Consider the following 23,788-nt stretch of genomic DNA (forward strand, 5'->3'; position numbering starts at 1 on the left):
CATTTCACCTATTTTTCTTTTATTGGGATCGTACTGATCGTATAAGTATGACTTTGTTTTTCATAGAATAGCTGCCGACGCTTTTTGAAAAATGACCAGCCGATAGTGAGAAAGAATACGACTTGTAAAACACCTCCGCAGAGAGACAAAAATACGGAAATAGCTACGATAAAATGATTGCGGCTTTGAACCAAAGGCGCTAGTAACGCAGTCAGCTGACCGATACCGCCATAAAAGAAGTACAAGATTCCATAGCGTTTCAACAATGCGGAGAAACGGATTTTTTCCCGTTGCTCCTCCACTACACGAATGCGGACCGCTTTTTTCCCGAGGGTCTGACCATTGAAAAGATACGCGAAACAAACGAAATAAAGAAACACCCCGCCAAAAAACCACCAGATATTATCGACAAAGTTCGCTTGGTAATCTTTCGTGATCAAGCGATACACGATTGTCGCTGCAAACGCGACTAGATAGAGAACGATCCAGTCAATGACAAATGCCGCAAGCCGGCGGAAAAATGTCACCTCTTGCCCTCTTGCATAAGCTTCTTCATCGATTTCCTTACGTGTCGGCAAGACAAATGTCAGTAATGGCTCGATCGCAAAACCCAGCATGCCGCCTAACGTGTTATTCAGCAAATCGTTGACATCTGCTAACCGGTACGGACGTGGATAAATGAATAACAGTCCAGTATATTGCAAAGTTTCAAAAGAAAGCGACAGTAGAAAACTCCATAGGATCGTCTTTATAAATGAAACTTTGAAATAATAGCGCAGATAAACCCCAAACGGAACCACTAAAAGGATATTGAACATCGGCTCTAAAAAAACATTTTGTTTCATTGCCGGCAAATACGTGCTGGGATCTTTGATATTTAAAACAGTCTGCTGTAAAAAATGTTGTAATGACGCTCCTAAGTGCAACTCGATAGTTGGTGACGTATAGTGAGCGACTTCGCTGATCGGCGGCAGCGGCAGGACCACTAAAAAGTAGGCACATAACAGATAAAAAATAAATGAATATAAAATAATCGCTCGCGTAAAAACAAATGTGCCGTATTTTCGATACTCATAGATCAGGAAAAATCCTGATAGAAAAAGTGCTAAAAACGGAAAAATCAATAATGCGGTCTTAATAGGAATGATGTAGGCTGACATCAGGTCCCTCCTTTTTTTTAGAAGATCACAATCGACTCTATTTCCAAAAATCAACTATTTGAAGTATGATAGAAATAGGAGGTGATTGGATGTTAAATGTTTATTTTGCGTTTGGCGTACCGCTATTTTTGCTCTTATTGTATTTTGCAGTAACCATTTTTCGTAAGAAAACAAGCGTCCCATATCTGGGTTTTGTCAATTTTATCATCGCCGGCTTCTTGACGGCGTTCAGCTTCCAAGTCTTACAATTTGCCTTGCATCAAGCTGGCAATAGTTCAAGACTTCAAGTAGAAGAAGAAATAGGTTATCCATTGATGGTGTTAGGTTTGCCGCTGATCATCGGTGCAATCTTGGTCATCATCAATATCTATGGTGCTTATTTGCGGGTCCGCAAAACAAAAAAGTGAAAAATAGCTTTGTTACACTATATCCCAACGATCCTAACAATGAAATATCCGAATGACAGCATTCCGCTGCCCTTCGGATATTTTTTGTGTTTATTGTGTGGATAGGAGCTGCTAGTCCAATTCGACTGTGTCGGAAAGAAACTGCGCTTTTTCCTCATCGTCTAGTTTGCTGAGCAAATAATCAAAATCTCCTAACGAGATCACTACAGCGTCGACGTTGTTGTTTTCATCGATCATTTCCAATGCAGTATAATCATCACCGACATTTTGCAGTAGATCGATCAAATTTTGATCTTTCAGAGTGATATATTCGGTTTTTTTCATATGATCACATCCTAATCACTAAATTCATAATATTGGATATCTAATTTTGTTTCATCTATCCCCATTTTAACGAATGTTGAAAGATCCAGCAAAATAAATCCCTCATCAATGATTGCATATAGATTATCTTCTAACGCTTCTTCGATATAAGGCAAGATTTCATCTTCATTTCCCCGAGGATTATCTTTGACGGCTTCCATACAAGAAAATAAATGGGTATCTTTCAATAGGAAATATTCATTATCATATTTATAAACAGTTGCTCGAAAACAACGATTCGGCAGTTGGGCCTGGATCATAAAAAAACTTTCTCTGACGTTTCCACACATTAAAATATTTGCTAATTCTTGTGGTTTTAATGCTTGTTGATAAAACATGTTTATCCTCCCTTATACCTTGATTATAGGAGAGGTAGAGGGAAAAACAAAATAAACGGTTTTTCGTTTAGAAAAAATTAAACGCCGGATTTTTATCAACATTTCAACCTCTAGATTGCATTATTTTCCATGCCATTCTTGATAGAATTCTTCTAAGAAACTTTCCATGAATTCTTTACGTCGCAAGGCTTCTTTTCTGCCAAACTCTGTATTCATCCCGTCGGCCAAGACAAACAGTTTTTCATAAAAATGATTAACGACAGTAGAGCCTTTACGGTAATCTTTTTTGCTGGTATAAGTCACAGGTTCCACTGTCTCATCATACATCACATCTCCATGAGCTCCGCCAAAATAGGCGGTCCTCAAAACGCCGATCGCTCCCAAAGCATCTAAACGATCTGCATCTTGGACAATTTGTCCTTCTAATGAAAGATCTGCTTTTCCATGCTCGATTTCTTGCGAAAAAGATAAGTGAGTAATGATATATAGGATCTCTTGAATCTGTTTTTCTTGCAATCCTAATGAATGAAGAAAATCTTCAACCTCCTGCAAGGCCTTCTCTGGATCAGGTACGACCTTATCATCTATTGTGTCGTGCAGGTATGCAGAAGTTAGGATGATCGTTTTGTCACAGAAAATTTTATCTTCGTCCTTTAAAATCGATTCTGCCAATCTAGCCACTCTTTGGGCATGGGCAAAATCGTGTCCTGTTCGATCATCTTGCAAGCGTTCTTTAGCAAATGCAATGATCTGTTCCAGTTGTTCTTTCACTGTTCAACCTCTTTTTAAGTTATTGACGTCTCATTATCCTTGGACGTTATAGACAGAAAAATAGATCTCTCTCAAGTAATCGATCAAATACTGCGGATTCAACGCTTCCCCTGTTGCGTCTTTGACCAATTGGTTTGGTTTTCTTGAAGCCCCATATTGATGGATATGTTTGCACAACCATTCTTTGATAAGAGTGTAATCGTTAGAAGCCAACACTTCATCAAGATCCACTTCTTTTGCCATCGCGTGGCGCAATTGTGCCGCGTACATATATCCTAGAGCATACGATGGGAAGTAGCCAAAACTTGCTCCTGACCAGTGTACATCTTGTAAGATCCCTTCCAAATCATTTTCCGGACGGATCCCCAGATACTCTTCATACTTTTGATTCCAAAGTTCCGGCAATTCGTCAACGCTGGCTTGCCCATTGAAAATCAATTTTTCCAATTCATAACGAATGATGATGTGTAACGGATAAGTCAGACTATCCGCTTCGATCCGGATCAAGCTGGCTTGTGTCCGTTTCAATGAAGCGTAAAAATCATCAAAGGAAACATCATCAAAGGTCCCTTCTGCACATTCTTGGAAGAATGGATATTGTTTTTCCCAAAAAGCGCGATTGCTTCCGATAATAATCTCATTGAACAATGATTGCGATTCATGGATCCCCATTGATGCTCCTTGATGAACCGGTGTGTATGCATATTTTGCGTCGATATCTTGTTCATACATTCCGTGTCCTGCTTCATGGATCACGCCAAAGACTGCCATTGAAAAATCATGCTCGTTCCAACGAGTTGTTAATCGAACATCATTGTGATTGATCCCTGTCGCAAATGGATGGATCGTATCATCCAAACGCCCACGCGAGAAATCGTATCCCAACTCTTCCACCACTTTGGTAATGAAGCGTTTTTGTTGTTCTTTTGTCATCTTTCGAGTCAAGAATTCAGTGTTGGGCTCAGTGCCTTTCTCCGCTAAAGTTTTCCGGATCTCAATGATCCCATCCCGCAATTGAGCAAAGACTTTATCTAAAACCTCCACCGTCATATCCGGTTCATATTGATTTAGTAAAACATCGTAATCGGTGGCTTCTTTTTTCTTCCAATAAGGGATCAACTCTTTTGTCAATCGGATATTTTCAGATAAAGCGTCGCGGAAATCAGCGAAATCTTTGCTTTTCCGAGATTGTTGCCAAGCAGTGTGGGCTTTTGACATAGCAGCAGAATATTCCACCATTTTTTCTTGAGGCACCGACTGATTCAATTCATAATCTTTTTTAACTACTTCATAAGCAGCCTTGCCGACTTCTGAAAGCTCATCCGGATGTTCGCCAAAATAGTCCACTGCTTCTTTGATTTTTGGTCCGATCAATTTATTGAAATAAAGACCATAAAGATAACTGTCGACTTCGCTGCGTTCCTCGCTGGCTTTTTCCGGCATCCCGGTCTGAGAATCCCAACCCAGGATTCCCATCGCCTGCATCAATAGATTCATTTCCTTCAATTCTTGTAAAAATTCTTGTTCCCTCATCTATTATTCCATCCCCTTGTTTTTCGGAGGACGCTGCCCCCAATATTGAAACAAATCGGTACGCAATGCACCGTTATATAGTTTCCGTTTTTTAGTCGCTTTCTCCCCGTAATATTCTTCAAAAGTCAGATCGCTGGTCAATATATATTTGCTCCATGTCTTCAACGGTCGGAAAACCTGCCCCATCTCACCGTAAAGCTTCCGGACACTTTCTTCTTCTCCTAGACGTTCACCGTAAGGAGGGTTCGCCACGATCACACCGTATTCTTTTTCCGTTTTGAAATCTTTGACCGCTTGCTGTTTGAAAGTGATGGAATCACCCAATCCGATCTCTTCGGCGTTGGCTTGCGCGATCTCGATCATTTTTCCGTTGATGTCTGTTCCTGTGATATCTAACGGATAATCATAATCGGCTTGCTCCTCAGCATCTGCCCGAACTGTTTCAAAAACTTCTTCTGAAAACCAATCCCAAGCTTCACAAGCAAACTCCCGGTTGAAACCAGGGGCGATATTATGGCCGATCAATGCTGCTTCGATACAAATCGTACCAGAACCGCAAACAGGATCAACAAACGGACGGTCTTTGCGCCAATTTGTCAGCATCACTAGTGCCGCCGCCATATTTTCTTTTAAAGGCGCGCCGCCTTTTTCCAAGCGATAGCCCCGCTTGAATAGACTTGGGCCAGTCGTATCCAATGTCACTACTACATGATCTTTCAATAATGCGACTTCTAACTGGAACAATGCACCTGTTTCCGCTAAAGGAACTGTCGCTGGACGGTGGTAAAATTCCCGCAACCGATTGACGATCGCTTTTTTAGTGATCGCTTGGCAATCCGGCACACTGTATAATTTTGACTTGATAGATCTGCCGGCTACTGGGAAATTCGCGTCTAACGGCAAAAAATCTTCCCACGGCAATGCTTTGACTTTTTCAAATAGTTCATCAAAACTATACGCATCAAATTCACCAACGACGATTTTTACCCGGTCAGCGGTCCGCAGCCACAAATTTGCTTTGGCGATCGTTTCCATGGTTCCTTTGAAGCGGGCTCTGCCGTTTTCTACCTGACAATCGATCCCTAGATCCCGTAATTCTTTTCCAACTAATGCTTCTAGACCGCTGGCAGCAGTCGCAAGCAAATCAAATTCTTGATTTTTATCCATATTTGCTCTCCTTAATTATAAAAAAAACCTCCCATTTATTGGAAGGATTCCCTGAATACCTGTGATTTTCTGTAAGCCATGTTCTGTCCTCATACTTCTCAGGGAGTAAATATGAGGGGTAATCATCTATCTGCAAAAATTTGCCCTCTTGTCCGTTCATTTCCGTCCAAGAAGCGCCCCTACCATCGTTTGGGTTGCTCGCTCGAGGGGTTTACCGCGTTCCACCAACTGAGTTTCCTCAAGTTGCTTCGTCACTGTGGCACTTTCAAGGATACTAAAGCATAGCCGAGGCCTTAGCTTGTTTTCCTGCCGTTACATTCTCATGTACCCTGGCTTATTTTTTCGCCAGGCACGAACACTACAGACATCGCAGTCTGTGCGAGCATGGACTTTCCTCAGCTTGATCTAGTCAAACCGCGATTACCCGAAAATCACAGAAATTATTCATATTTGTTCAAAAATTAAAATTGACGTGTTTTTTCATTGTCATCACTATTGTCAGCGTTAGAATAATTTTTGCTGAAGTTTTGTGAAGAACGTGTAGCTTCGTTGTTATTGTAAGTATCTTGATCAAGCTTTTTACCAAATACTTCTTTTTCAAGATTTGACAAACGTTTCAAAATATCAAAGTTCGTTACAGTTTGACTCTTAGGAGCTTCTGTTTGAACACGAGAAGTAGTAGCTTGCGTTTTTGATAATTGAGCAACTTTCGCGTTCAAGCGATCGTTTTCTTCTTGCAAAGCCAACAATTCTTTATTATAACTTTCATAATCTTTGATGATATTGTCCAAAAATTCATCTACTTCTACTGGATCATATCCCCGCATCTTTGTTTTGAATTCTTGTTGCAGAATATCTTTTGGACTGTAAATTAAATTTGCCATTCTTACACCTCATTAGTTTTCATCTATTCATTCATAGCCTTCTCAATTATTTTATCAAAAAATAGCGAGAAATCAAACAGAATCATTCATTTATTACATTTTGCAAGTCATCCATCGTAATTTTATCGATCAGATACTCATGTGTTTCAGAAAAATCCTGCGCTTCTTTTAAAAAATATTGATTTTTTCCTGGAAATTCTTCGTCATACACCATGACCACGCCTCCCGAGTGCTCCAGCAAAAAACGAGTATGGTTTTTCAGCTGACTGGGATTTTTATACGCTTCATGACTGACAGCATCGACATAGTCTGCTTGGCTCTTGATCAGACTTAATTTTTCCTGATTTTTCTCATTCCATTGACTGCCAAAATCCGCAAAAGGGAAAATCACTCCCAGTTTCAATTCAGGATACTCTTTTTGCAGTGAAAATACCACTTCTGCCCCCCATAATTCCACTCCAAGATTGCCGCTGATCAAAATCCACTCTAATCCTTCTTCTAAATAACGGATCAGCGTATTTTTTATACTTTTCTTAATGATTTCGATTTTTGGGTCTTTCTCTTGAAAAACGCCTAATTCGTAGCTGCGATATCCGGTCAATATCATGGTTTTGAGGGTTTCCATCATCCATCCCTTTTCTTTCTAATTGGCTTTTTGGTATAATGGCTCGGTAGGAGTGTGAAAAACATGGTAATACGCTATCCAAATGGACAAATCTATTCCCAAAATCAATCACAAGCTAAGCATACACAAAGTTCAAAAGAAAAACAACGCCTAGCTGTCGATTTCAGCAATCGCGGCATGCGATTTGAAGAAGCGATCAATATCAGCAATGATTATTACCTCAATCACCAGCTGGCAGTCGTCCACAAAAAACCGACTCCCATCCAGATCGTCAAAGTGGATTATCCCAGAAGGAGCGCTGCGGTGATCAAAGAAGCCTATTTCAAGGAAGCCTCCACCACCGACTATAACGGTGTCTATAAGGGCTTTTATCTGGACTTTGAAGCAAAAGAAACACAAAATAAAACCTCGTTTCCTTTTAAAAATTTTCACTCCCACCAAATCGAACACATGAAAAGCTGCCTCGCACAATCAGGGATTTGTTTTGTATTGCTCTGGTTTTCAAGTTTGAATCGCTGTTTCTTTTTAGACAGCGCCCACTTGATCACTCACTGGGATCTGCAAAAAAGTACGGGGAAAAAGTCCCTTTCCCTTTCATTGATAGAAGAAATCGGAATCGAGATCGTTCCAGGGATCGCTCCAAGAATCCCTTATCTTGAAGCTGTCCAAAAATATTTAGAAGACAAAGGAGTTTTGTAAACTATGCCTAATGATACTCAGTCGCGCATGGCAAAGCGCAGCACCCCAAATAAAAAGGGACAAAAAAATAAGCCGGCAAAAAAACGCTCGGCAGGATCATTGATCCTAAAAATCATTGGTGGTCTTGTGATCGCCGGCTGTATCGCCTTTTTATCTGGTCTTGCATTATTTGCCTTTTATGCCAAAGATGCCCCAGAGTTATCCGAAAAAAAATTGGACGCGCCGGCATCAACGAAATTTTTTGCCAGTAACGGAGACCTGATAATGGATTTGGGCGCTGAAAATCGTGAAAAGATCGCGCCGCAAGATGTACCGCAATTATTGGAAGACGCGATCGTATCTGTAGAAGACAGACGGTTTTATAAGCATATCGGGGTCGACCCTATCCGTATCATCGGTTCCGCTCTTTCCAATGTCACTTCCGGCGGATTACAAGGCGGGAGTACACTGACTCAGCAATTGATCAAGCTCTCTTTTTTCTCTACCAAAGCTTCTGATCAGACACTGAGACGGAAAGCGCAAGAAGCATGGTTGGCACTGAAGTTGGAACAGCAGAAATCAAAACAAGAGATACTGACTTATTACATCAACAAAGTATATCTTTCCAACGGGATCTATGGAATGCAGACGGCTGCCAAAACTTATTATGGGAAAGAACTAAAAGATCTTTCCTTAGCACAAACAGCCTTGATCGCCGGTCTGCCGCAAGCACCAAGTTATTATGATCCTTATCAAAATCCCGAACAGGCAAAAGAACGTCGAGACACCGTTCTTTATACAATGTTAAACAACAAGAAGATCACCGAATCTGAATATAAAAAAGCAAAAGATACAAAAATCGATGATGGCCTAGTCAGCTTCGACAACCTCAAGAAAAAAGCTGTGAATTCAAAAATCGCCGATAACTATATCAAAGAAGCGATTGTTGAAGTTTCAGAAAAAACCGGTAAAGATGTCTATACGGATGGCTTAGAAGTTCATTTGAATATTGATATGGCTGCACAAGAACGTCTGTACAAGATCGTCAATACCGACGATTATGTCAATTACCCTGATAAAGATATGCAAGTTGCCAGCACGTTGGTGGATACCAACACCGGCAAAGTCCTCGCTCAAATCGGCGGACGAAATATTGCAGACGATGTCGTTTTCGGGAACAATCTGGCTGTAAGTACTGCTCGAGACTTCGGTTCAACAATGAAGCCGGTCACTGATTATGGTCCAGCATTCCAAGAATTACAGTATTCACCTGGCAGACGAATCGCTGATGAACCTTATCAATACACAGGAACAGATATCGATGTCAAAAACTGGGATAACCAGTATATGGGCAATATCACGTTACGGACCGCTCTTTATGAATCACGGAATGTCCCAGCGACAAAACTTTTTGATGAAGTCGGCGCTGATAAGGTCGCTGCCTTTCTGAAAGGTTTAGGCATCAGCTATAAATCGATCGTTCAGTCAAATGCGATCTCTAGCAACACCGATACGCAAGACGGCACAAAATACGGTGCTTCTTCCTTAAAAATGGCTGCAGCTTATGCCGCATTCGCAAACGGCGGTACTTATTACAAACCGCAATATGTCAGCAAGATCGTTTACCAAGACGGATCAACAGATGAATTCAAACCAGAAGGACAAAAAGCGATGGATAAAGGAACTGCTTATATGGTCACGGATGTTTTGAAAGATGTGATCACCAAAGGTACCGGGACCAACGCGTTGATTGACGGATTATATCAAGCCGGCAAAACCGGGACATCAAACTATACTGACGATGAATTAGAAAAGATTGGTCAGACGCAAGGCGTCTATCCGGACATCACCTTTGTTGGTTATACACCGCAATACGCGTTGTCTGTTTGGACAGGATATAACAAAAAACTGACACCAATTACTGACGCATCCACCCATGTGGCTTCTGACGTTTATCGCGAATTGATGCAATATGTTTCAGCTGATTCCGACAATCAAGATTGGACCATTCCTAATGATCTGATTCGCATTGACGGGGAACTTTACTGGAAAGACAATTATCAGACCCAAGTAGCACCTTCATCCAGTTCAGCGCCAGCGTCTTCGGTACTTCCTAGCTCAAGCAGCTCTAGCAGTACAAGCAGTACCACCAGCGAGACGACTGAATCTTCTTCGTCAGAAGAACCTGTATCATCCAGCACTTCCCAGCCAGAAAGTGTACCGTCTTCCAGCAGTGAGTCATCAGCGGAGACACAGCCTAGCTCAAGCTCTTCGGCGCCCCCTGACGGAGAAAACAATACAGGGAACAACGGGAATAACGGCAATAACGGAAACGAAAATAATGAGAATAACGGCAATAATGCTGACAACGGCGACAACGAAAACGATCAGCAATAAAAATGTTATTGAAATTTATCTGAACAACTTCGACAATCAAAAAGGAACAGTTCAGAAATCGTGATTTCTGAACTGTTCCTTTTTTTATTTTCCTTGTCTTGCCCGCATGCGCTCTTTGCCATCCTGACACAAAGACAATAACGGACAACTCTCGCATTTTGGTGCTCGTGCAGTACAGTGATAACGTCCGAAAAAAATCATCGTATGATGTGTATCCACCCACGTTTCCTCCGGTAATTTACGCATCAGTGTTTCTTCTACTTCCAATACGTTGGCGTTCAGTTTACAGATTCTGAGGCGTTTTGATACCCGTTCTACGTGTGTATCTACCGCGATCGCCGGAACACCAAAGGCATCTCCCATCACGACATTCGCTGTTTTACGCCCCACACCCGGCAGACGCATCAACTCTTCTCTGGTTTTGGGAACCTCGCCGGCAAAATCATCTAACAGCATTTGCGCGCAGGCTTTGATATTCTTTGCCTTATTTCGATAAAGCCCGATCGTACGGATCTTGTCGATGATCGCTTCTAAGGGTGCTTCTGCTAATGCTTCCGGTGTCGGAAAAGCTTGAAATAAACCGGGTGTCGCTTTATTGACTGATACATCTGTTGCCTGCGCACTCAAGATAACGGCGATCAGTAATTGAAAGGCGTTTTCGTGTACCAATTCACCGTGAGCATCAGGAAACATTTCCGCCATCAGCCGAATAGCTTCTCGTGTTTTTTCTTTGCTTAGCATTACTCCTCACCTTCCAACCAGTTATATAGAGAGATCTCAGGAAGTTTTTTGGTTTGGGGTGCTTCTTTTTGCATCTGATGTCTTTTGCGGCGCTTGCGTTCAGCATCGACTTGTTCTTTTGTATTTATCTGGTTCTTTTCCCAGTTCAACAAAATTGCATCGATATAATTGAAATTATACTTTTGATTCAGGACTGCTTCTTTTAGCGCCAGCAGAATCAATTCAGGACTGTATCGGTCTTCTTCCAGCCATTGACCGATTCGCTGATATTGAATAGGTGATAAGGTACGGCCAAATTCTTCCTCAAACGTGCGGTAAAGAGTCGCTACTTTGTCCTCTTGTTCTTTTTTCACAACTTTCTTTTGTTGCTGTTCCATCAATTGTTCCAATTTATCAAAAATCGGCTCAAAATTATAACGGTCATTCTTCTTGCCGAATGCATCTGTTAATGTTTCGATCTCGATCACCTGTTTTTGTACCAGCTGATTCAAAAGCGCAAAAATCTCCTGCTGCTCCATCTCAAGATCTTTTGCGATGATCGATAGATCAGGAAAGTCATTGCCGGATTGATGATGACGATACAGTTGCAGCCAAAATAAGAACTCCTCATTCGTCATACCGATCCGACGATAATTGGCTAAAACGATATTAGAAAGGACAGTTTGTCCGCTGTTTAAATACTCTTTTAAAGATATCATCTGTTACTCCCTTCTTTTCTAGTATACTTTATCTTCTATGTTTTCACTACCTCAAACCGATTTTTCAAAAAGCAGCTGACACCTTTGCTGTATTCAAAAAGACCGCTGTTACGAGGAACAGCGATCCGTCTACAAAGTTTTTAAAAAGACTTTTAAAAAACGATTTATATTTACCTATCTGAACTTACTTTTCAGGAACTGAAGCGATGATCTCTATTTCTACTAAAGCGTCTTTAGGTAAACGAGCTTCTACCGCTGAACGAGCCGGCAGTACATCGCCAGTAAAAAATTCTCCATAGATTTCATTGAATGCTGTAAAGTCCGCCATATTTTTTAAAAAGCAGGTCGTTTTTACCACATTCTCTTTATTTGTGCCCGCCGCAGTTAAGATTGCTTCGACATTTTTCAGTACTTGACGAGTTTGTTCTTGGATCGTTTTTCCTATTAATTCACCGCTTTTTAGATCTAGCGCGATCTGACCGGAAGCGAATAAAAAACCGTTCACGACCTTTCCTTGCGCGTAGGGACCGATTGCTTTAGGAGCCTCATTTGTTCGTATTGTTTTCATATTGTTCCTCCTTACATTGTGAACATAGTCCATAAACTTCTAAACGATGCTCATTGATTTCAAAACCCGTCAATTTGCTCGCTGCCATCTCTACATCTTCCAAGCCGGGATAATAAAAATCAACGATCTTCCCGCAATTTTGACAAATCGCATGATAGTGAGGCTTTGAAGAAAAATCAAAGCGGCTGGAAGCATCGCCGTATTTCATCTCTGTAACAAACCCGATTTCTGTAAACAAACGTAAATTATTATAGACAGTCGCTACACTCATATTCGGAAAATCAGCAGCGATCGCATGATAGATTTCATCTGCAGTAGGATGGGAATGGTGTTGAACTAAATATTGCAGTACGGCATATCGTTGCGGCGTGATGCGCACGTTGTCTTTTTTCAACCGTTCGACTGCGTGTTCTAACGTTGAACTTTCCATCTGCATCTTCCCTTTTCTTATTTTTAGTATCTTTATCATACTATTTTCACGACAAAAATTCTAGTTGCAATCAAAAAAATCGACCAAAGGAATAAGACATCAGTCACATTTCTTTGGTCGATCAAAATTGTCTGAATAAAAATCTCGCCACTACCTTATTTTATTACTCTTCAAATTGATAAAGCGCTGTTGATAAGTATCTTTCACCATTATCTGGGACGATTGCTAAGACCTTTTTGCCTGCACCTAATTCTTTGGCCACTCTTAATGCAGCATTGATTGCCGCACCCGCTGAGATCCCTACAAGGATACCTTCTTTGGCTCCTACTTCTCTAGCTGTGGCCATTGCTTCGTCGCTAGCTACCGAAAGGACTTGATCATAAACATTCGTATCAAGTGTATTCGGGATAAAACCGGTACCGATTCCTTGGATTTTATGGGGACCAGGTTCGCCGCCTTCCAACACTGCGGATTCTGCAGGCTCGACCCCATATACTTTGATTTTCGGATAAACGCGTTTCAGCTCATGTCCAGCTCCGGTGATGGTTCCGCCAGTACCGATCCCCGCAACAAAAGCGTCTAATCCTTGCACACCGAAATCTTCCTGAATCTCTTTACCTGTAGTTTTTTCGTGGACTTCAGGATTGGCAGGGTTTTCAAATTGCAGCGGCAAGAAATACCCATGCTCTTTAGCTAATTCCGTCGCTTTTGTGATCGATCCTTTGATTCCTTCCGATCCTGGTGTCAAAATCAATTCTGCGCCGTACGCTTGCATCAATTTACGCCGTTCGATACTCATTGTTTCAGGCATAACAACGATGACATGGTATCCTTTTGCAGCTCCTACCATTGCCAATCCGATTCCTGTATTTCCTGAAGTCGGCTCGATGATCGTATCTCCAGGGTGCAGTTGTCCCTCTATTTCGGCTTTTTCGATCATGCTCAATGCGATGCGATCCTTCACACTACTGCCGGGATTGAAAAATTCCAATTTTACATAAACATCTGCGGACCCTTCAGGAACTATCTGATTCAATTTGACGATTGGTGTATGACCGATCAGTTCAGTGATCGATTGATAGATCTTTGACATATAGACTCCTCCTTTTTACTAACTTCATCATAACGAATGTCTACTGATCTTGCGAATAATTTGCATTAAAAAAGAGCTGTGACATCTGTCACAGCTCACTGATCTATAATTGTATTCGTGACAGATCACACTGTCAATTGTTGCCCAACCATAAGGGTATCGCTGCTCAATCCATTCATAGACATCAATTGATCGACTGAAAGACCATGAGCCGCTGCGATATCCCACAACGTATCACCGGAAACAACGGTGTAAGTTCCAGATCCTGTACTTGTTGTCTGTGTTGTTTGAGTTGTTTGTGTTTGAGTCTGAGTTGTTTGTGTTGTTACTGTTTGACTGGTAGTCGTTTGTGTCGTTGTACCGTTTGCCGGTGTATCGAAACGAGTCAGATTATACGACTGGATCAGCCAATTCAATTTTTGTGTATACCCAGGGTCTGTAGCATAACGCCCTGTCAAATAAGCTGTTGCATCCATATAACTGGATGTATTGCTTTTCCACGTTCCTGAGTAATGAGCGGTACCAGTTGAAAAACTGGTGCTTCTCAATACATTCGCATGATCTTGGAATGATTCCCAATATGAATTATATTGACGAAACGGTTCATTCATGGTGACCCATTGACCGTTCAGATATTCTTGAGTAGGTAAATAAACAGATTGACCGTTATAAGAGCCTTTTACGCCAAAAAGATTATAATAAGGAGCACTGCCCAGCAATGAAGTCCCATTGCCGCTTTCCAGCAAAGCTTGTGCGATCATTACGGAAGCGTATAAATCGTTGGCATTGGCAACTTCTGAGGCAACCCAACCGATTTGATCGATAAATGCAGATACTTCGTCTGCCGTTTGATATTCTGCCGCACTAGCTTGTGCCGGCATCAAAGCCATAGCGCTAGGAGTTACTAATAGACCGGCTCCAACAACTGACACTAATGCTGTTTTATTAAATTTGACAGCAGGTTTCGCCTGATGTCTTTGACTGCGTGTTTGATATTGATTCATGCCCAACCTCCATAAGCCTTTAGAGAAACTTTTCCTTTTCTTAACTTTTTCATTATAAATCCTTTCTGAAGAAACAACAATTAAAATACGGCATGTAATCTTTTTTTAATATAACTCATCTTATTGAAACATTCATTTTTAAAGAAAATCCGCTTGATCAAAATTCGTTCAAAAAATTCCCCAGCTATATGTAAAGACTGGGGAATAATTCAAGAAATTTTTTCGTTAACTCGCAAATTGACTGTTGTAAAGATTGGCATAAAAACTGCCTTTTTCCATCAAACTGTGATGACTGCCTTTTTCAATGATGGTTCCGTCTTTCATTACTAAGATCAAATCAGCATTCTTGATCGTCGACAAGCGATGGGCGATTACAAAGCTGGTTCGTTTCGCAGTCAATTTGTCCATCGCTTGCTGGATCATCCCTTCCGTCCGTGTATCAACACTAGACGTCGCTTCATCCAAGATCAACAGCTGAGGATCGGCAAGGATCGCTCTGGCAATCGTCAGCAACTGCTGTTGTCCTTGGGAGATCTGACTGCCATCGGTTGAAATAATGGTCTCATATCCTTCCGGCAGTGTTTGGATAAAATGGTGACATTGAGCATCCTTAGCCGCTTGAATGATCTCTTCTCTAGTAGCGTCAGGGCGTCCATAGGCAATGTTATCAGCCACAGTCCCTTCAAACAGCCATGTATCTTGCAATACCATACCGAACTTTTGCCGGATTTCCGCACGAGAAAAGCGGCTGATATTTTTCCCGTCGACTTCGATCTGTCCTTTTGCTACATCATAAAAACGCATCAATAAGTTGATCATCGTGGTTTTCCCAGCACCAGTTGGTCCTACGATCGCCACCATTTGTTTTGGCTTCACTTGAAAATTGACATCTTCCATCAAAAGCTGTCCTTTTTGATAACCAAACGCCACGTGTTTAAAGGCTACTTCTCCTTTTAATTTTTCCGGCACCGGCAGATTCAATGTATTTTCTTTTTCTTCTGGTAAATCTAAGATCTCAAAAATACGTTCCAATGCGGCAAAAGCGCTTTGCAGACTATTGATAACATAAGATACTTGTGTGATAGGTTCAGAAACTTGATTGACATATTGCAGATAGGCTTGGACTAAACCAATAGACAATTGTCCATTGATAACCATGATCCCGCCCACCACAGCACTAGTCACAAACCCCAGCTGATTGATCAATCGGATCAATGGATTGATAGCAAAACTTACGAATTGCGCTTTTTTAAATGCTTGAAATTGCGCTTCATTTAGTTTGTCTAATTCTGCTTCTGTTTCCTGCTGCCGATTGTAAGCCTTAATCAGAAGATTACCGGAATAATCTTCTTCAGCTTTCGTTCCGACAGCACCTAATGCCGCTTGATTCTCTGAAAAATACACTTGATTTTTTTTAGCCAAAACGTTTGTTAAAAACAGACTGATCAATAAAATCACAACGATCCCTACTGTAAGGAGAGGACTCAAATAAATCATCAATCCTAGTCCGATCACGATGGATAAAATCGCGGAAATCAGCTTCATCAATCCCACTTGCAAAACCTCTGATACTTTGTCCAAATCAAGGGTTGCTCGTGCTAAAATGTCGCCGGTTTTATATTGATCATAAAACTTCATCGGCAAATGGTTCAATTTATCAGTCATTGTTTTTCTAAGACGTAATGTCAATGTCTCAGCGACACTGGCCATTGTATATTCCTGCAAAAGCGAAAACAAAGAAACACCGCCCCAAGCCAGAAAAAGCAGCAGTACTGGCCGCAATAATACAGCAAATAAATTATTTCCTGTAACATCGCCTTGTTGTACTAGGGAAATAATGGCGTCTAATCCCCATCCTAAAATCAAGGGAATAACCGCCATCAACACTGCAAAGCAAATGGCTGAAGCTATGATGATCGCAAAACGGCCTTTTTGTTCTGCCAATAATTTAAAAAGACGCAGACCGGTTTTTTTAAATTCTTTTGGTGTTTCTGTATCTTTTTCTTTAAACTGCTTTGTGCTCATACCTTTCCTCCATTCCTTGTGATTTGGCAAACTCTTGATAGACCCGGCATGAAGCAAGGAGACTCTCATGAGTGCCGATACCGACAATCTTCCCTTCTTCTAAAACGATGATCTGATCAGCGTCTTTGATGGTAGAAAGCCGTTGGGCAACGATCACGATCGCGGCATCTTTTAGATAAGTCTTCAATGCTTTTCGGAGCTTGGCATCAGTTTGATAGTCTAAAGCCGAAAAGCTGTCATCAAAGAAATACAGATGTGCCGGCTTGATCAACGCCCGCGCGATACTCAAGCGCTGTTTTTGACCGCCGGAAAAGTTGTTGCCTTTTTGAGCGACGACTGCTTCGAATCTCTGTTCCAATGAATCGATAAATTCAGCTGCCTGCGCTACTTTTGCCACTTCATTCATTTCTTCTTCCGTAGCCGCTGGATTTCCAAAAAGAAAATTGTCGCGGATCGTTCCACTAAACAAGAAGGCTTTCTGGGGAACATAGCTGATTTTTTCCCGCAACGCTGTTTGATCCACGTTTTGGATCGGCTCACCGCCAAAATAAATCGTTCCGTTTGTGGTGTCTTTGAATCGCAATAGCGCTTTGGCGATCGTACTTTTTCCAGATCCGGTACCGCCTACGATAGCCATTACTCCTTTAGGGATCGTAAAAGAAATATTGGACAAAACCGGCTCTTCTGCTCCGCTGTAAGAAAAATCTACTTGATCAAAAACTGCGATCGGCGCATTTTCCTGCATCTCCAAAGTTGATTTCTCGCCGTTGCTGATTTCTGGTGTTTTCGCTAAAACTTCTGCGATCCTTTCCAAAGAAGCCAGGGCTTTAGGGATCATCACGATGACCATTGCCGCCATCGTCAAAAACCAGAGACTCAAAACAGTATATTCACTGATAGCAGTCAAACTGCCGATCGGTACTGTTCGTTGCACCGCAAGCGTTCCGCCAAATGCTAATACCGCTGTCATACTCAATCCCATCACTAGATTGACAGTCGGATTTAAAATGGCAAAAAGTTTATTGACCCGGATCATGACCGCCGCGTAGTTATTGAAGGTTTTGTCTGTTCGTTCTTTCTCAAAACCTGTCTTATTGAACGCCCGGATCACTCGGACACCAGTGTAGAATTCTCGTAAGATCTGCACCATCTTGTCCATTCTCCGCTGCATCACATCCGCTAAAGGAATCGCTTTTTTGATGATCAATAACGAAACTACTGAAAATAAAACGATAGATACGATAGGGATCCAGACAAATTGCCAAGAAATCATTCCCGTCAATATGATGGAAGCAAGACAAATCAGCGGTGCCGGAATGATCATCTGCAGGACCATCATCATGATTTGCTGAATATTGGTGATATCACTTGTTGTTCTAGCAAGCAAGGTCGGCGTACCAAAATCATCCATATCAGAAATCGACAGCTGCTGGGTTTTAGCGATCAGCTTTTTACGCAGAAAATAGCCAAAACGCCCAGATAAAACCGCCGAATAATAACTGGCGATGACAGCGAAAATCCCTGTTATGCCTGCGATCGCCAGCATGAATCCGCCGTTTTTCCAAATAGCCTCCTGATTTTGCGTTAAAATACCCTCATCAATAATTTCAGCAACATAGTAAGGAACCAAAAGTGTCCCAACAGCTTGCACGATCATTAGGATGAAGGTGATAAAGAACATTTTACGATACTCTTTAAAAAAGACTTTTAATAATTTCATCTTTTTCCCTCCTTCTCTTATGGTAGAATAAAGTGTAACGTAACGTTACAGTCAATAGAGAAAGGAACATTTTGATGAAAAAATTTTTGACTATCAGCGAAATGGCTAATTATGCCGGTATCAGCCGCCGTACGTTGATTTATTACGACCAGATCGGTTTGTTCAAGCCCGTGAAAATAGGCGAAAACGGTTATCGCTATTATAGTATCGAGCAATATTTTGAACTGGATGTCATTTTACTTTTAAAAAATCTTGATGTTCCCTTGGAAGAAATCCAGACATTTTTAAAAAATCGCAATGTTTCTTATGTATTGGAAGGATTTATGAAGCAAAAAGAGCGGATCGATGAGGAAATCGCTAAGTTGAAAAATATCCGTCAGTCGTTGGATAATTACATTGACCGTTATACGACTTTAAAAAACTTTGACTTAGAATCCATCACTTATTCCTATCGTGAAGCTGAATATTTTGTGGCTTCTGAAGTCATCGAAAATTTTTACGATATCAATTCCCTGCAAGTTTACGGCAGATTTTATTCTTCCATTGACAGCAGTGACTTGTTCAGCGGCCACCCCATCGGCTTTTTAGTGGAAGGTGGCGCGTTTTATGAAGAAAATTTCCACGATGCACCTTATCGCGCACTGGTCAAGATCCCTTCAGAACGTCTGCATCTTTACAAAGACCAACAGATCCTTCAGCGCCCTGCCGGATATTATGTCTCTGGATTTATGAAAGATGAGATCCATCACATCAATATTTTCAACAATCGTTTCCGCAATTACTTGAAAGAACATGGTTACCAATTGAATGGCGATATTTGGGAGCTCTTGTGGCAGGACGAAACGACCTCTGAAAATCCTGAAGACCAGATTTTCGAGGTCTTGATCCCAGTAATCAAAAATACAGCACCCGCAGAGTAAGGGTGCTGTATTTTTGATTACTATTTTATTTGGTGGTTACAGACAATTATCGTTAAAATCCATACACATCTTTTATGCTCCATCCCAGATTTTCCCAATAAGGGTTATGGAAACCGATCAAGTAATGCAGACTCATATAACCAAATAAAAAAAGTCCCAATATCAATAAGATCCACTTGATATATTTACTTTCTGCTACTTCCTTTATCATCAAAGACGATACAAGGAGTAAACTTGGCAAGGCAAAATTGTCATATAGATTACTACTGATGTTTTCATTGGCAGGATCAGACATGATGTCCGCATTTATATACCCGCTGACTAGGATGATCCCCGCCATAATTATCAGTCCAGTGATTCGTTTTTTATCAATGACTAAATCTTTTCTATTCTGTACAAAAAATAAAAATGGAACAAACATTAACCAACTCACACTCTCTCACCTCTTCAAACAAATGTTGGCGCTTTTTGAACGACTCTTAAAGTTCCCATCGCTTTCCCTTTGCAAAACAGGATCAAAATAGTCTTTCACATTCTGTAAAATTGCTGGATTCTAGCTCTTTAGATATTGTTTCAGATAGCTGTTGAACGACAAGTCTTTAAAAAGTCTCATCAGAAGGCTCTCAAAACATCTGCAAATGACAAAAAACTCCGGTTGCCCGGAGTTTATATTTTTTATAACGTGTTGAAAGTTGAAACAACATTTTCTGTTGTAAAACCAAATTCAGATAAGATCTTATCACCAGGTGCTGAAGCGCCGAAGTGGTCGATAGCAATGATTTTGCCTTCAAATCCGACATATTTTTCCCAGCCGAATGGTGAAGCAGCTTCGATAGCTACCCGTTTCGTTACGTCTTTTGGCAAAACAGATTCTTTGTATGCTGCGTCTTGTTTGTCAAAGATATCAAAGCTTGGCAATGAAACAACAGAAACATCTTTACCTTGAGCTGCTAATTCTTTTTGAGCTGCGATCGCTAAAGCAACTTCAGAACCAGTTGCGATCAAGACACCTTCTGGTTTAGCCCCTTCTTGAGCAGAAATAACGTATCCGCCTTTTGCGACATTTTCATCAGCGGCTTTGTCTGTTCCTGGAAGTGCCGGCAGATTTTGACGGCTTAGAACTAAAATCGTTGGTGTTTCTTGCGAATTCATGGCAATCTTCCAAGCAGCACGTGTTTCATTACCGTCTGCTGGACGGATCACATGGACATTCGGCATGCAGCGTACACTTGCCAACTGTTCGATCGGTTCGTGAGTTGGTCCGTCTTCACCTACTGCAACAGAATCATGAGTCAATACGTATGTTACTGGAACATGTTGGATCGCTGCCAAACGGATCGCTGGACGCAAGTAATCAGTAAATACAAAGAATGTACCACCGTATACCCGTGTTCCGCCATGAAGTTGGATACCGTTCATAGCTGCCGCCATCGCGAATTCCCGAACACCAAACCAAATATTCCGTCCTTCGTATTGTCCTGGTTCAAAATCTTTTTCGCCTGATACCATCGTATTGTTTGATGCAGACAAGTCGGCAGAACCGCCCCAGAAGCTAGGGATCGTTTTTGATAACGCATGGATCATCTCTTTGCTGGAAACACGACTTGCTTGGCTGGTACCTTCTTCGTAAACCGGCATTTCGCTATCCCAGTTTTCTGGAAATTCGCCGGCAAAAGCTTTTTTGAATTGATCCGCTAATTCTGGATAATTTTGTTCGTAATCAGCAAATAATTGATTCCAAGCATCCTCAGCTTTTTCACCAGGCTCGTTAATGGTTTCTTTGAAACGAGCTGCAGCTTCTTCAGGAACTGCAAACTCTGGATAATCCCAACCGTACGCTTTTTTCGCAGCTTCGATACCGTCGATACCGATCGGCGCGCCGTGGACTGCAGAAGTTCCGGCTTTTGGTGCACCAAAACCGATCACTGTTTTGACTTCAATCAATGTTGGACGATCAGAAGTTGCTTTGGCTTCTTCGATTGCTTTTGAGATAGCTTCCAAGTCATTGCCGTCTTTTACTAAAATATGTTGCCAACCATATGCTTCAAAACGTTTACCGACATCTTCAGTAAATGATTTTGAAGTCGGTCCATCTAATGAAATATCATTTGAATCGTACAGAACGATCAATTTGCCTAATTTCATATGTCCGGCCATAGAACTTGCTTCTTGAGAAACGCCTTCCATCAAATCGCCGTCGCCGCAAATGGCATAAGTATAGTGATCGATCACATTGTAGTTGTCACGGTTATACGTAGCCGCTAAATGAGCTTCAGCCATTGCCATCCCAACTGCCATAGCGATCCCTTGACCTAAAGGACCAGTCGTTGCTTCCACACCATCTGTATGATGAACTTCAGGATGTCCTGGTGTTTTGCTGTCCCATTGACGGAAGTTCTTCAAGTCGTCGATCGTCACATTGTATCCTGCACAATGCAGCAAGCTGTAAAGCAATGCTGAACCATGACCTGCGGATAAAACGAACCGGTCCCGATCCACCCAATTCCGTGAAGTTTTTGGATTGATTTTCAAATGTTTCGTCCAAAGTGCATAAGCCATTGGAGCAGCCCCCATCGGCAATCCCGGATGTCCTGAATTGGCTTTTTGAACAGCATCAATACTTAATGTCCGCAGCGTATTGACCCCTAATTCATCGATTTTATCAAACAATGTGATTCCTCCTATTTAGGTTTTTTTTACCTTTATTAATACTTTCATTGTAAAGGATTGCAAGAAAAAAAGCAATCGCCTTTTTTTAACGATCATGAAGTCCGTTTTCTTTTTGGATTTTTTTCAATTTTTCCGGTGTAACATCATTTCCTTCAGGATCGACGACTTTCATCCCTTCGATATGGTGCCGCATTCCAGAACGGAAGGCTTCAAGATATTCTTGTCGTAAAAGGATCTGTTCTTTCTCCTCTTCCGCCGTCAAGCTTGCTTCTTTTTTCTTTTTCGCCAATTGATTGATACGTTCAAGTTTTTCTTTTGAAAGCACGAAATTTTCACCCTCTTCTTAGGCTTACCCTATCACTGGCTTGCCTTTTTTTGTTTTGATAACGTCCAATACGCTATTTGTCCTGATTATACAACATTTAGCCTTTAAAAAACATAGCTAATAGCTTCCTTCATTTATCAGATATTTCAATTGATCATTTAGCTATAATTAGTAGAAAAAGCCTACGCAGCCGCCAACAAAAGCGAACGTTTGTTTGATTTATCCATTTTCCTATGGTAAACTGAAATAAGAAAATGAAAGAAGGTGCATGACGTGGCAAAACGTACAGAAAATCGTCAAATCGAAGTCTTAAAATTCATCCATGCCCGTGTTGCAGAAAAAGGATATCCTCCTACTGTCCGTGAGATCGGTGAAGCAGTCAATCTGTCTTCTACCTCTACGGTACACGGCCATTTATCTCGACTAGAAAAAAAAGGATTGATCCAACGCGACCCGACAAAACCCCGCGCCATCGAATTAACGGCATTAGGGTTGGAGAAAATCGGTGTGCAATCAGAAACGATCCCAGTTTTAGGTGTGGTCACAGCCGGTGAACCGATCTTAGCAGTCGAAGAAGCCTCCGACTTTTTCCCATTACCGCCCAATTTAGCGAATGATTCAGGCAGCTTGTTCATGCTGACGATCCGCGGTGAAAGTATGATCAACAGCGGGATACTTGATGGTGACCAAGTCATCGTCCGCAAACAATCAAGTGCAAACAACGGGGATATCGTCATCGCTATGACAGATGAGAACGAAGCCACGTGCAAGCGATTCTTTAAAGAAAAAAACCATATCCGCCTACAACCGGAAAATGATTTCATGGATCCAATCATTTTACCGAACGTAACGATCTTAGGATTAGTCGTAGGATTGTATCGAGATCTTTTATGATCCTGTTAGAAATCTTCAAAAATAATTTGAGGATTTCTATTTTTTTCTTTACAAAGCGAACATATATTCGTATAATAAGAATACAAACATTTGTTCGTATTACATAATGAGGTGAAGGAAATGAAAGGTATTCGAAATATTGCTCTGATCGTTTTAGGTTTGTTGATCGGCTTTTCCCTAAAAAGTTTTGGGATCGAAATGACGTTGCTGGTTTTTGCCCCTTTGTTCTTGCTGTGGTTTACTTTCTGGGATGATAAGAAGTTCCGTCAATCTGAACGTCGCCGTCATTATCCGTATTCTGCATCTTCCGGTTCAAAAACATATCATTATGAATAATTTCTTTTGATTGATTGGGAAAGCCCCCTATTATACAAAAA

25 protein-coding genes and 1 other RNA gene are annotated in these 23,788 nt (G+C 41.3%); 6 read left to right on the forward strand and 20 right to left on the reverse strand.

Annotated elements, in window-relative coordinates:
- Positions 1-8: 8 nt before the first annotated feature.
- On the reverse strand, positions 9-1,160 hold the full coding sequence (locus EFB00_RS00440; protein WP_122644979.1) for a VanZ family protein: 1,152 nt from the start codon (positions 1,158-1,160) through the stop codon (positions 9-11).
- 89 nt (positions 1,161-1,249) lie between these two features.
- Between EFB00_RS00440 and EFB00_RS00445 the strand changes: the two genes are divergently transcribed.
- Positions 1,250-1,567, forward strand: coding sequence for a hypothetical protein (locus EFB00_RS00445; RefSeq protein WP_122644980.1), 318 nt, complete (start codon positions 1,250-1,252; stop codon positions 1,565-1,567).
- Positions 1,568-1,678: 111 nt separating this feature from the next.
- On the opposite strand, the gene EFB00_RS00450 is transcribed toward EFB00_RS00445, so the two are convergent.
- The 8 genes from EFB00_RS00450 to EFB00_RS00485 form a co-directional block, all read right to left on the reverse strand.
- On the reverse strand, positions 1,679-1,891 hold the full coding sequence (locus EFB00_RS00450; protein WP_122644981.1) for a hypothetical protein: 213 nt from the start codon (positions 1,889-1,891) through the stop codon (positions 1,679-1,681).
- Positions 1,892-1,902: 11 nt separating this feature from the next.
- Positions 1,903-2,268 carry a hypothetical protein gene (locus EFB00_RS00455; RefSeq protein ID WP_241153381.1) on the reverse strand — a complete coding sequence of 122 codons (366 nt, stop codon included), beginning with the start codon at positions 2,266-2,268 and terminating at the stop codon, positions 1,903-1,905.
- Between the two features lie 120 nt (positions 2,269-2,388).
- Positions 2,389-3,039, reverse strand: a complete 651-nt coding sequence (locus EFB00_RS00460; protein ID WP_122644983.1) for an HD domain-containing protein — start codon at positions 3,037-3,039, stop codon at positions 2,389-2,391.
- Between the two features lie 33 nt (positions 3,040-3,072).
- Entirely contained in the window at positions 3,073-4,572 is a 1,500-nt protein-coding gene (locus tag EFB00_RS00465; protein WP_122644984.1) for a carboxypeptidase M32, read from the reverse strand.
- A gap of 3 nt (positions 4,573-4,575) precedes the next feature.
- Positions 4,576-5,739 (reverse strand): THUMP domain-containing class I SAM-dependent RNA methyltransferase, encoded by a 1,164-nt coding sequence (locus EFB00_RS00470; protein WP_122644985.1) that lies wholly within the window; start codon positions 5,737-5,739, stop codon positions 4,576-4,578.
- 67 nt (positions 5,740-5,806) lie between these two features.
- Positions 5,807-6,171: RNase P RNA component class B (gene rnpB, locus EFB00_RS00475), an RNA gene on the reverse strand.
- A gap of 29 nt (positions 6,172-6,200) precedes the next feature.
- On the reverse strand, positions 6,201-6,623 hold the full coding sequence (gene gpsB / locus EFB00_RS00480) for a cell division regulator GpsB (RefSeq protein WP_122644986.1): 423 nt from the start codon (positions 6,621-6,623) through the stop codon (positions 6,201-6,203).
- Positions 6,624-6,705: 82 nt separating this feature from the next.
- Entirely contained in the window at positions 6,706-7,248 is a 543-nt protein-coding gene (locus EFB00_RS00485) for an SLOG family protein (protein WP_122644987.1), read from the reverse strand.
- Between the two features lie 63 nt (positions 7,249-7,311).
- Here EFB00_RS00485 and recU point away from each other — a divergent pair, with 63 nt between their 5' ends.
- Positions 7,312-7,947, forward strand: coding sequence for a Holliday junction resolvase RecU (gene recU, locus EFB00_RS00490; RefSeq protein WP_122644988.1), 636 nt, complete (start codon positions 7,312-7,314; stop codon positions 7,945-7,947).
- Positions 7,948-7,950: 3 nt separating this feature from the next.
- A complete protein-coding gene (locus EFB00_RS00495; protein ID WP_122644989.1) occupies positions 7,951-10,323 on the forward strand; it encodes a PBP1A family penicillin-binding protein in 2,373 nt (790 codons plus the stop codon).
- A gap of 84 nt (positions 10,324-10,407) precedes the next feature.
- Here the strand turns inward: EFB00_RS00495 and nth are convergent, their stop codons facing one another.
- The 8 genes from nth to EFB00_RS00535 all read right to left on the reverse strand — a co-directional run bounded on the left by nth (position 10,408) and on the right by EFB00_RS00535 (position 18,602).
- Complete coding sequence (nth, locus tag EFB00_RS00500) at positions 10,408-11,064, reverse strand: endonuclease III (RefSeq protein WP_122644990.1); 657 nt, start codon at positions 11,062-11,064, stop codon at positions 10,408-10,410.
- Positions 11,064-11,762 carry a DnaD domain-containing protein gene (locus EFB00_RS00505; protein ID WP_122644991.1) on the reverse strand — a complete coding sequence of 233 codons (699 nt, stop codon included), beginning with the start codon at positions 11,760-11,762 and terminating at the stop codon, positions 11,064-11,066. The genes nth and EFB00_RS00505 overlap by 1 nt, the downstream gene beginning before the upstream one ends.
- Before the next feature lie 184 nt (positions 11,763-11,946).
- A complete protein-coding gene (locus EFB00_RS00510; RefSeq protein ID WP_122644992.1) occupies positions 11,947-12,330 on the reverse strand; it encodes a RidA family protein in 384 nt (127 codons plus the stop codon).
- Positions 12,308-12,760, reverse strand: coding sequence for a Fur family transcriptional regulator (locus EFB00_RS00515; RefSeq protein ID WP_122644993.1), 453 nt, complete (start codon positions 12,758-12,760; stop codon positions 12,308-12,310). The genes EFB00_RS00510 and EFB00_RS00515 overlap by 23 nt, the downstream gene beginning before the upstream one ends.
- Before the next feature lie 163 nt (positions 12,761-12,923).
- Entirely contained in the window at positions 12,924-13,853 is a 930-nt protein-coding gene (gene cysK / locus EFB00_RS00520; protein ID WP_122644994.1) for a cysteine synthase A, read from the reverse strand.
- A gap of 125 nt (positions 13,854-13,978) precedes the next feature.
- The gene (locus EFB00_RS00525; protein WP_122644995.1) at positions 13,979-14,857 is read right to left on the reverse strand and encodes a glucosaminidase domain-containing protein; all 879 of its coding nucleotides are present in this window, start codon (positions 14,855-14,857) and stop codon (positions 13,979-13,981) included.
- 225 nt (positions 14,858-15,082) lie between these two features.
- Complete coding sequence (locus EFB00_RS00530; RefSeq protein ID WP_122644996.1) at positions 15,083-16,882, reverse strand: ABC transporter ATP-binding protein; 1,800 nt, start codon at positions 16,880-16,882, stop codon at positions 15,083-15,085.
- Positions 16,863-18,602: an ABC transporter ATP-binding protein gene (locus EFB00_RS00535; RefSeq protein ID WP_122644997.1), complete on the reverse strand. Its 1,740-nt coding sequence runs from the start codon at positions 18,600-18,602 to the stop codon at positions 16,863-16,865. Before EFB00_RS00535 ends, EFB00_RS00530 begins: the two co-directional genes overlap by 20 nt.
- Before the next feature lie 74 nt (positions 18,603-18,676).
- On the opposite strand from EFB00_RS00535, the gene EFB00_RS00540 reads away from it, so the two are divergent.
- Positions 18,677-19,522 carry a MerR family transcriptional regulator gene (locus tag EFB00_RS00540; protein WP_122644998.1) on the forward strand — a complete coding sequence of 282 codons (846 nt, stop codon included), beginning with the start codon at positions 18,677-18,679 and terminating at the stop codon, positions 19,520-19,522.
- Positions 19,523-19,574: 52 nt separating this feature from the next.
- Here EFB00_RS00540 and EFB00_RS00545 read toward each other — a convergent pair whose 3' ends face one another.
- The 3 genes from EFB00_RS00545 to EFB00_RS00555 form a co-directional block, all read right to left on the reverse strand.
- Positions 19,575-19,955, reverse strand: a complete 381-nt coding sequence (locus tag EFB00_RS00545; RefSeq protein WP_122644999.1) for a hypothetical protein — start codon at positions 19,953-19,955, stop codon at positions 19,575-19,577.
- A 242-nt stretch (positions 19,956-20,197) separates the two neighbouring features.
- Entirely contained in the window at positions 20,198-22,192 is a 1,995-nt protein-coding gene (gene tkt, locus EFB00_RS00550; RefSeq protein ID WP_122645000.1) for a transketolase, read from the reverse strand.
- 85 nt (positions 22,193-22,277) lie between these two features.
- Positions 22,278-22,517 (reverse strand): DUF896 family protein, encoded by a 240-nt coding sequence (locus tag EFB00_RS00555; RefSeq protein ID WP_122645001.1) that lies wholly within the window; start codon positions 22,515-22,517, stop codon positions 22,278-22,280.
- Positions 22,518-22,790: 273 nt separating this feature from the next.
- Here EFB00_RS00555 and lexA point away from each other — a divergent pair, with 273 nt between their 5' ends.
- Positions 22,791-23,411, forward strand: a complete 621-nt coding sequence (lexA, locus tag EFB00_RS00560) for a transcriptional repressor LexA (RefSeq protein ID WP_122645002.1) — start codon at positions 22,791-22,793, stop codon at positions 23,409-23,411.
- 120 nt (positions 23,412-23,531) lie between these two features.
- Positions 23,532-23,747 (forward strand): hypothetical protein, encoded by a 216-nt coding sequence (locus EFB00_RS00565; RefSeq protein WP_122645003.1) that lies wholly within the window; start codon positions 23,532-23,534, stop codon positions 23,745-23,747.
- The last annotated feature ends 41 nt before the right edge of the window (positions 23,748-23,788 follow it).

It is taken from the genome of Enterococcus mediterraneensis (genome assembly GCF_900604485.1).
GTDB lineage: Bacteria > Bacillota > Bacilli > Lactobacillales > Enterococcaceae > Enterococcus_C > Enterococcus_C mediterraneensis.